The organism is Pseudomonas sp. PS01299, assembly GCF_029960145.1.
Classification (GTDB): domain Bacteria; phylum Pseudomonadota; class Gammaproteobacteria; order Pseudomonadales; family Pseudomonadaceae; genus Aquipseudomonas; species Aquipseudomonas putida_A.
Window position 1 is genome coordinate 1 of record NZ_JASCPO010000234.1, and the last position, 9,155, is coordinate 9,155.

7 protein-coding genes are annotated in these 9,155 nt (G+C 59.9%); 6 read left to right on the forward strand and 1 reads right to left on the reverse strand.

The window, feature by feature from the left end:
• Window positions 1–99: 99 nt before the first annotated feature.
• The gene (gene arcD / locus QMX91_RS26080) at window positions 100–1,527 is read right to left on the reverse strand and encodes an arginine-ornithine antiporter (RefSeq protein ID WP_282413591.1); all 1,428 of its coding nucleotides are present in this window, start codon (window positions 1,525–1,527) and stop codon (window positions 100–102) included.
• Between the two features lie 423 nt (window positions 1,528–1,950).
• Between arcD (QMX91_RS26080) and arcD (QMX91_RS26085) the strand changes: the two genes are divergently transcribed.
• From arcD (QMX91_RS26085) to QMX91_RS26110, 6 genes are all read left to right on the forward strand, one after another.
• Window positions 1,951–3,378, forward strand: coding sequence for an arginine-ornithine antiporter (arcD, locus tag QMX91_RS26085; RefSeq protein WP_047599542.1), 1,428 nt, complete (start codon window positions 1,951–1,953; stop codon window positions 3,376–3,378).
• 31 nt (window positions 3,379–3,409) lie between these two features.
• On the forward strand, window positions 3,410–4,666 hold the full coding sequence (arcA, locus tag QMX91_RS26090) for an arginine deiminase (RefSeq protein ID WP_098965261.1): 1,257 nt from the start codon (window positions 3,410–3,412) through the stop codon (window positions 4,664–4,666).
• A gap of 69 nt (window positions 4,667–4,735) precedes the next feature.
• On the forward strand, window positions 4,736–5,746 hold the full coding sequence (locus QMX91_RS26095) for an ornithine carbamoyltransferase (RefSeq protein WP_003227481.1): 1,011 nt from the start codon (window positions 4,736–4,738) through the stop codon (window positions 5,744–5,746).
• A 179-nt stretch (window positions 5,747–5,925) separates the two neighbouring features.
• The gene (gene arcC, locus QMX91_RS26100) at window positions 5,926–6,855 is read left to right on the forward strand and encodes a carbamate kinase (protein ID WP_027612546.1); all 930 of its coding nucleotides are present in this window, start codon (window positions 5,926–5,928) and stop codon (window positions 6,853–6,855) included.
• 62 nt (window positions 6,856–6,917) lie between these two features.
• Window positions 6,918–7,280, forward strand: coding sequence for a DUF5064 family protein (locus tag QMX91_RS26105; protein WP_041068604.1), 363 nt, complete (start codon window positions 6,918–6,920; stop codon window positions 7,278–7,280).
• A 267-nt stretch (window positions 7,281–7,547) separates the two neighbouring features.
• Window positions 7,548–9,056, forward strand: a complete 1,509-nt coding sequence (locus tag QMX91_RS26110; protein ID WP_027612544.1) for a sigma-54-dependent transcriptional regulator — start codon at window positions 7,548–7,550, stop codon at window positions 9,054–9,056.
• The last annotated feature ends 99 nt before the right edge of the window (window positions 9,057–9,155 follow it).

The window sequence follows — 9,155 nt, forward strand, 5'->3', positions numbered from 1 at the left end:
GAGCAAGCCCGCTCCCACAGGGGAATGCATTTCAAATGTGGGAGCGGGCTTGCTCGCGAAGAGGCCCGCACTGACACCACCGATGCACAATCAATCCACCTACAGCGACAACACCCCGCTGTACAAACCATACGCCGCCAGCCCCGCGCCGATCAGCACGCAGGCGAAAATGCCTTTCTCGACAGGGGTGAACAGCGGCTCGCCCTGCTCATGCTTGGCCTTGGCAAACAGCACCACCCCCGGTGCATACAGCAGCGCCGACAGCAGCAGGTATTTCACCCCGCCGGCATACAACAGCCACACCGCGTAGCACAGGGCGATGCCGCCAATCAGCAAGTCCTTGGTGCGTTCGGCCGAGGCATGTTCATAGGTTTCGCCGCACCCGCTGAGCAACACCGCATACGCCGCCGACCACAGATACGGCACCAGTATCATCGACGAAGCGAGGTAGATCAGGCTGGTGTAGGTGCCGGCAGAAAACAGTGTGATCAGCAGGAATAGCTGAATCATCACGTTGGTCAGCCACAACGCATTGACCGGCACATGGTTGGCGTTTTCCTTTTTCAGGAACGCCGGCATGGTCTTGTCCCGGGCCGTGGCGAACAGGATTTCGGCGCAGAGCAGCGCCCATGACAGCAATGCGCCGAGCAGCGACACCGCCAGACCGAGGCTGATCAGCAGCGCGCCCCACGGCCCGACGATGTGTTCCAGCACCGCCGCCAGCGACGGGTTTTGCAACCTGGCCAATTCGGGCTGGCTCATGATCCCCAGCGACAGCACGTTGACCAGCACCAGCAGCGCCAGCACCCCGAGGAAACCGATCACCGTGGCGCGCCCGACATCGGTGCGTTTCTCCGCCCGCGCCGAATAGACGCTGGCGCCCTCGATGCCGATGAACACGAACACCGTGACCAGCATCATGTTGCGCACCTGATCCATCACCCCGCCGAAGCTCGGGTTGCTGCGGCCCCAGATGTCGCGGGTGAAAATGTCGGCCTTGAACGCCACGGCGGCAATCACGATGAACATGATCAGCGGCACGATCTTGGCGACCGTGGTCACCTGATTGATGAACGCCGCCTCCTTGATCCCGCGCATCACCAGAAAATGCACCGCCCACAACAGCACCGACGCGCAGCCGATGGCGATCGGCGTATTGCCCTGACCGAATACCGGAAAGAAGTAACCGAGGGTGCTGAACAGCAACACGAAATAACCGACGTTGCCCAGCCACGCGCTGATCCAGTAGCCCCAGGCGGACGAGAAACCCATGTAGTCGCCAAACCCGGCCTTGGCGTAGGCATAGACCCCCGAGTCCAGCTCGGGCTTGCGGTTGGCCAGGGTCTGGAACACGAAGGCCAAGGTTAGCATGCCGATGGCGGTGATCCCCCAGCCGATCAGGATTGCCCCGGCATCGGCGCGGGCCGCCATGTTCTGCGGCAGGGAAAAAATCCCCCCGCCAATCATCGAACCCACCACCAGGGCGATCAACGCACCCAGTCGCAGCTTTTGCGTCGGTTGCGACATTCTTGTCTCCCTTCATTCATTTGTAACAACTATTAACTAAACGCCTGATACCAGACGACGTTTATCAGGTAATACCGAGAAACACTCGTTTATATATAGCGACTGACGCTAACGCCTAGCACGCTAAGACAGTTTTGTGCGCGAATCCTAATAAATCAATTCTGTACTGAAAACAGATGGCGAAAATTTGCCAAAAGCTGAAAAGGAACTAGCGTGATAACTCTAAAGTAATAAGACCAATTCCCAACCACATCAGTAAAAAGCCTCTAGGACGGGCTTTCCAGGCGATAGCGTTATGCCTCCAGTTGTTTCATAAGTCATTCATTAACAATGGAATGTGGCCATGCACTGATCTATGTCAGCTGATTGAACAGACAACAGATCTACGCTGTGAACTCTTCTCTCCTGCAATGGAGTCATGCAATGTCTGAAGCTCCCGGAAAACTACGACTCGGTGCATTGGTTGCCTTGGTAGTCGGCTCAATGATTGGTGGCGGGATATTCTCTTTGCCACAAAACATGGCCGCGAGCGCCGACGTCGGCGCGGTACTGATTGGCTGGGCCATCACCGCTGTCGGCATGCTCACCCTCGCTTTTGTCTTTCAAACCCTCGCCAATCGCAAGCCTGACCTGGACGGCGGTGTCTACGCCTACGCCAAGGCCGGATTCGGCGATTACATGGGTTTCTCGTCCGCCTGGGGTTACTGGATCAGTGCCTGGCTGGGCAACGTTGGCTACTTTGTTCTGTTGTTCAGCACCCTCGGGTATTTCTTTCCGATTTTCGGCGAAGGCAACACGGTAGCGGCGGTGATCGGCGCCTCGGTGCTGCTGTGGGCCGTGCACTTTCTGGTACTGCGCGGGATCAAGGAAGCGGCGTTCATCAACCTGGTGACCACCGTCGCCAAGGTCGTGCCGCTGCTGCTGTTCGTGCTGATCGCGGTATTCGCCTTCAAACTGGACATCTTCACCGCCGACATCTGGGGTGTGAAAAACCCGGATCTGGGCAGCGTGATGAACCAGGTGCGCAACATGATGCTGGTCACCGTGTGGGTGTTCATCGGCATTGAAGGCGCGAGCATCTTCTCGGCGCGGGCGGAAAAACGCTCCGACGTCGGCAAGGCCACCGTCATCGGTTTCATCACCGTGCTGCTGTTCCTGGTGCTGGTCAACGTGCTGTCGCTGGGCATCATGACTCAGCCGGAACTGGCCAAATTGCAAAACCCGTCGATGGCCGCCGTGCTCGAACACGTGGTTGGTCACTGGGGCGCAGTGCTGATCAGCGTCGGTCTGATCATCTCGCTGCTGGGCGCGCTGCTGTCGTGGGTGCTGCTGTGTGCGGAGATCATGTTCGCCGCCGCCAAAGACCACACCATGCCCGAGTTCCTGCGCAAGGAAAACGCCAATCACGTACCGGTCAACGCCCTGTGGCTGACCAACGCGATGGTCCAGCTGTTCCTGATCATCACCCTGTTTTCGGCCAGCACTTACCTGTCGCTGATCTACCTCGCCACTTCGATGATTCTGGTGCCGTACCTGTGGTCGGCGGCCTATGCCCTGTTGCTGGCGGTGCGCGGCGAAAGCTACGAAGGCTTCGCGGCCGAACGACGCAAGGATCTGATTATCGGCGGCATCGCGCTGATCTACGCGGTGTGGCTGCTGTATGCCGGCGGGGTCAAGTATCTGCTGCTCTCGGCCCTGCTCTACGCACCCGGCGCGATCCTGTTCGCCAAGGCCAAGCTGGAACTCAAACAACCGATTTTCACTAACGTCGAGAAGCTGATTTTCGCCGCAGTGGTCGTGGGTGCCCTGGTGGCTGCCTACGGTCTCTACGACGGCTTCCTGACCTTGTAACCCTTGATTTGTAATCTGGAGGATCACTGCAATGACCACGGAAAAAGTTAAGTACGGCGTCCATTCCGAAGCCGGCAAACTGCGCAAAGTCATGGTTTGCTCCCCAGGTCTGGCCCATCAGCGCCTGACCCCGAACAACTGCGATGAACTGCTGTTCGATGACGTGCTGTGGGTGGCCCAGGCCAAGCGCGACCACTTCGACTTCGTGACCAAGATGCGTGAACGCGGGATCGACGTGCTGGAAATGCACAACCTGCTGACTGATATCGTCGCCAACCCCGAAGCGCTGGACTGGATCCTCGATCGCAAGGTCACCGCCGACTCGGTAGGCCTGGGCCTGATCAGCGAAGTCAAATCCTGGCTGAAAAGCCTTGAGCCGCGACACATCGCCGAATACCTGATTGGCGGCGTATCCGCGGATGATCTGCCGGACAGCTTCGGTGGCAAGACCATCCAGATGTTCCGCGACTTCCTCGGCCACTCCAGCTTCATCCTGCCGCCGCTGCCGAACACCCAGTTCACCCGCGACACAACCTGCTGGATCTACGGTGGCGTGACGCTGAACCCGATGTACTGGCCGGCGCGTCGCCAGGAAACCCTGCTGGCCACTGCCATCTACAAATTTCACCCGCAGTTCACCAACGCCGATTTCGAAATCTGGTACGGCGACCCGGACAAGGATCACGGCAGCTCGACCCTCGAGGGCGGCGATGTGATGCCGATCGGCAACGGCGTGGTGTTGATCGGCATGGGCGAACGCTCATCGCGTCAGGCGATCGGCCAACTGGCGCTGAATCTGTTCAAGAACAAAGCGGTGGAAAAAGTCATCGTCGCCGGCCTGCCGAAGTCCCGCGCCGCGATGCACCTGGACACCGTGTTCAGCTTTTGCGACCGCGACCTGGTGACGATCTTCCCGGAAGTGGTGAACCAGATCGTCGCGTTCACCCTGCGGCCTGACGAAAGCAAACAGGGCGGCATCGACATTCGCCGCGAAGAAGGCAGCTTCCTCGACACCGTGGCCAAAGCCCTCAACCTGCCGAAGCTGCGCGTGGTGGAAACCGGCGGCAACAGCTTCGCCGCCGAACGCGAGCAATGGGACGACGGCAACAACGTGGTGGCCGTGGAACCGGGCGTGGTCATCGGCTACGACCGCAACACCTACACCAACACCCTGCTGCGCAAGGCGGGCGTGGAGGTCATCACCATCAGCGCCGGCGAACTCGGTCGTGGCCGTGGCGGCGGCCACTGCATGACCTGCCCGATCATCCGCGACCCAATCGATTACTAAACCTCTGAGCCTTGGCCGCGACTTACAAAGCGCGGCCAGGGGGATAACCGACACCGAAGGAGATCCATCATGGCTTTTAACATCCACAACCGTAACCTGCTCAGCCTGGAACACCACACCCCACGCGAGCTGCGTTACCTGCTCGACCTGTCCCGCGATCTGAAACGCGCGAAATACACCGGCACCGAACAGCAACACCTCAAGGGCAACAACATCGCCCTGATCTTCGAAAAAACCTCGACCCGCACCCGTTGCGCGTTCGAAGTGGCGGCCTATGACCAAGGCGCCAATGTCACCTACATCGACCCGAACTCGTCGCAGATCGGCCACAAGGAAAGCATGAAAGACACGGCCCGCGTGCTGGGTCGCATGTACGACGCCATCGAATACCGTGGTTTCAAACAGGAAATCGTCGAAGAGCTGGCGAAGTTCGCCGGGGTGCCGGTGTTCAACGGCCTGACCGACGAATATCACCCAACGCAAATGATCGCCGACGTGCTGACCATGCGTGAACACGCCGACAAGCCGATCCACGAAATCAGCTACGCCTACCTCGGCGACGCGCGCAACAACATGGGCAACTCGCTGCTGCTGGTCGGCGCCAAGCTCGGCATGGACGTGCGCATCTGCGCGCCGAAAGCCCTGTGGCCGCATGACGATCTGGTCGATCGCTGCAAGAAATACGCGGAAGAATCCGGCGCGCGCATCACCCTGACCGAAGACCCGAAAGCCGCAGTCAAAGGCGTCGATTTCATCCACACCGACGTCTGGGTGTCGATGGGCGAGCCGGTTGAGGCATGGGCCGAACGTATCCAGCAACTGCTGCCGTACCAGGTCAACAAAGAGCTGATGAAAGCCACCGGCAACCCGCGCACCAAGTTCATGCACTGCCTGCCGGCGTTTCACAACAGCGATACCAAGGTCGGCAAACAGATCGCCGAACAGTATCCGCACCTGGCCAACGGTATCGAAGTCACCGACGACGTGTTCGAGTCGCCCGCCTGCATCGCCTTCGAGCAAGCGGAAAACCGCATGCACACGATCAAGGCGATCCTGGTTTCGACCCTGGCTGATCTGTAACTGAAATAGCTCCCACTGAAGGAACCGAATCCCAATGTGGGAGCGGGCTTGCTCGCGAAAGCGGTGTGTCATTCAACAGAGATGTCGACTGATCCGCCGCCTTCGGGAGCAAGCCCCCTCCCACCAAGGCCCCCGGTTCCGGCAGTTTGCCATTCCTCTGTTTTAGAAGGACATGCACCATGCGTATCGTCGTAGCTCTGGGCGGTAACGCCCTGCTCCGTCGTGGCGAGCCGATGACCGCTGACAACCAGCGCGCCAACATCCGCATCGCCACCGAGCAAATCGCCAAGATCCATCCCGGCAACCAACTGGTCATCGCCCACGGCAATGGCCCGCAAGTCGGCCTGCTGTCGTTGCAGGCAGCGGCCTACACCTCCGTCACCCCTTACCCGCTGGACGTGCTCGGTGCCGAAACCGAAGGCATGATCGGCTACATCATCGAACAGGAACTGGGCAACCTGCTGGACTTCGAAGTGCCGTTCGCCACCCTGCTGACCCAGGTTGAAGTCGACGCCAAGGACCCGGCCTTTCAGAATCCAACCAAACCGATCGGCCCGGTCTACGACAAAGCCGAAGCGGAAAAACTCGCTGCTGAAAAAGGTTGGGCCATCGCTCCGGACGGCGACAAGTTCCGTCGTGTGGTGGCCAGTCCACGGCCGAAACGCATCTTCGAGATCCGTCCGATCAAGTGGCTGCTGGACAAGGGCAGCATCGTGATTTGTGCGGGTGGCGGCGGGATTCCGACCATGTACGACGAGCACCGCAACCTCAAGGGCATCGAGGCGGTAATCGACAAGGATCTGTGCTCGTCGCTGCTCGCCGAGCAACTGGAAGCTGACTTGCTGGTGATCGCCACCGACGTCAACGCGGCGTTCGTCGACTATGGCAAGCCGTCGCAGAAAGCCATCGCCGAAGCGCACCCGGATGAACTCGAACGCCTCGGTTTCGCCGCTGGCTCCATGGGGCCGAAGGTGCAGGCAGCCTGCGAATTCGCGCGCCATACTGGCAAGGTCGCGGTGATCGGTTCGCTCGCGGACATCGAAGCGATCGTCCAGGGCACTGCCGGCACACGCGTCAGCACGGCGAAGCCGGGCATCAGCTATCGATAATTAGAAACTCAAGGGCAGGCCCAGGGTCTGCCCTTCTCCCATGCCTTGATCAGGAGAAACCCATGGCCATATTCAACCCCGGTCATTTGCACATCGAGCGACATGCGTTGACGCCAGATGACGTCAGTTACGACCTGTGTCTCGACTATGAAGTGTTCACCGATCCGCAAAAAGGCAAAGGGATACAGTTCACCCTGCACGGCAATATGCAGGGCAAGGACATGAAGGAAGCGTTTTTCCTGCCCAAGGAAGAGGCTTACAACTTCGCCCGCGACGTGACCCGGATTGCCGAGAAATATGGGATTCCAAAGGCTCACAGCCAGATCGGTTCGGTGCACAAACATTACGATCTGATGTTTGAGGACATCCGGCAGAAGTTGAATATGCAATCCGGGGATCCGGTTAATCCCGAGCATTTCGAGTAACCCCAAAAGCCCCCTCACCCTAACCCTCTCCCGGAGGGAGAGGGGACTGACCGAGTTGCTCGCTCAAGGTACACCGACCTGAAATAGCGAGCCGAACTCAAGTTTTGAAAAGCCCCCAATCTGCTCCCTTTCCCCCTCGCCCCTCTGGGGAGAGGGCTGGGGTGAGGGGGTAGATCTCCAGCACGACAACAATCTCAAGATTTCACCCCAGTCCCCCATCAAGGCATACTTGCCCCCCTCCGCATTCCAGAACACTGAACCGCCCCCATGCGTATCCACGTCAGCTTCATCGACCGCGTCGGCATCACCCAGGAAGTCCTGGCGATCCTCGGTGGGCGCAATCTCAATCTGGATGCGGTGGAGATGATCCCGCCCAACGTCTACATCGATGCACCGACCTTGAGCCCGCAAGTGCTCGAAGAACTCAAAGATGCGTTGTTCCGGGTGCGCGGCGTGGAGGCCGTGGTGGTGGTCGACATCCTCCCCGGTCAGCGTCGGCACTTGCAGCTCGATGCATTGCTCGCGGCGATGACCGATCCGGTACTGGCCCTCGATAGCGCCGGCAAGGTGCTGCTGGCCAACCCGGCACTGATCGCGCTGTACGGGCGTGAACCGGCGGGGGAAAGTGTCTCGGAACTGTTCAACGATCCCGGTCTGCTGGAAACCCTGCTCGAACAAGGCTTCCGCCTGCCGCTGCGTGAGATCACCGTCAATGGCCAGACCCTGCTGCTCGACGCCACACCGATCACCGACGCCGGCGCGCTGCTGACCCTTTATCAGCCAAACCGCATCGGTGAACAGCTCTCGGCATTGCACCATGACCACGCCGAAGGCTTCGATGCGCTGCTCGGCGAATCCCCGGCGATCCGCACGCTGAAGGCCCGCGCGCAACGAGTCGCAGCCCTCGACGCACCGTTGCTGATTCAAGGCGAAACCGGCACCGGCAAAGAACTGGTGGCCCGCGCTTGCCATGCGATCAGTGCGCGGCACAGTGCGCCGTTTCTCGCGCTGAACTGCGCGGCGCTGCCGGAAAACCTCGCCGAGAGCGAACTGTTCGGCTACGCCCCCGGCGCCTTCACCGGCGCGCAACGTGGCGGCAAACCGGGGCTGATGGAACTGGCCAACCAGGGCACGGTATTTCTCGACGAGATCGGCGAGATGTCGCCGTACTTGCAAGCCAAACTGCTGCGCTTTCTGAATGACGGCAGCTTCCGTCGGGTCGGCGGTGATCGCGAAGTGAAGGTCAACGTGCGGATCCTCAGCGCGACCCACCGCGACCTGGAAAAAATGGTCAGCGAAGGCCTGTTCCGCGAAGACCTGTTCTACCGTCTCAACGTGCTCAACGTCGAAGTGCCGCCGCTGCGTGAGCGAGGTCAGGACATTCTGCTGCTGGCGCGTTACTTCATGCAGCAGGCCTGTGCGCAGATTCAGCGCCCGGTCTGCCGCCTCGCCCCCGGCACCTATCCGGCGCTGCTCGGTAATCGTTGGCCGGGTAACGTGCGCCAGTTGCAGAACGTGATCTTCCGCGCCGCGGCGATCTGCGAAAGCAGCCTGGTCGATATTGGTGATCTCGACATCGCCGGCACCTCGGTGGCGCGGCAGACCGACAGCGACGTCGACAGCCTCGAACAAGCCGTCGAATCCTTCGAAAAATCGTTGCTGGAAAAACTCTACGTCAGCTACCCCTCGACCCGCCAACTGGCCAGCCGCCTGCAGACCTCGCACACCGCGATTGCCCATCGATTGCGCAAATACGGCATTCCCAATAAACCGTAAGCCGCACGCGATCAAAAATGTGGGAGCGGGCTTGCTCGCGAATGCGGTGGGCCATTCAACAGGGATGTCGACTGACCTGACGCTTTCGCGAGCAAGCCC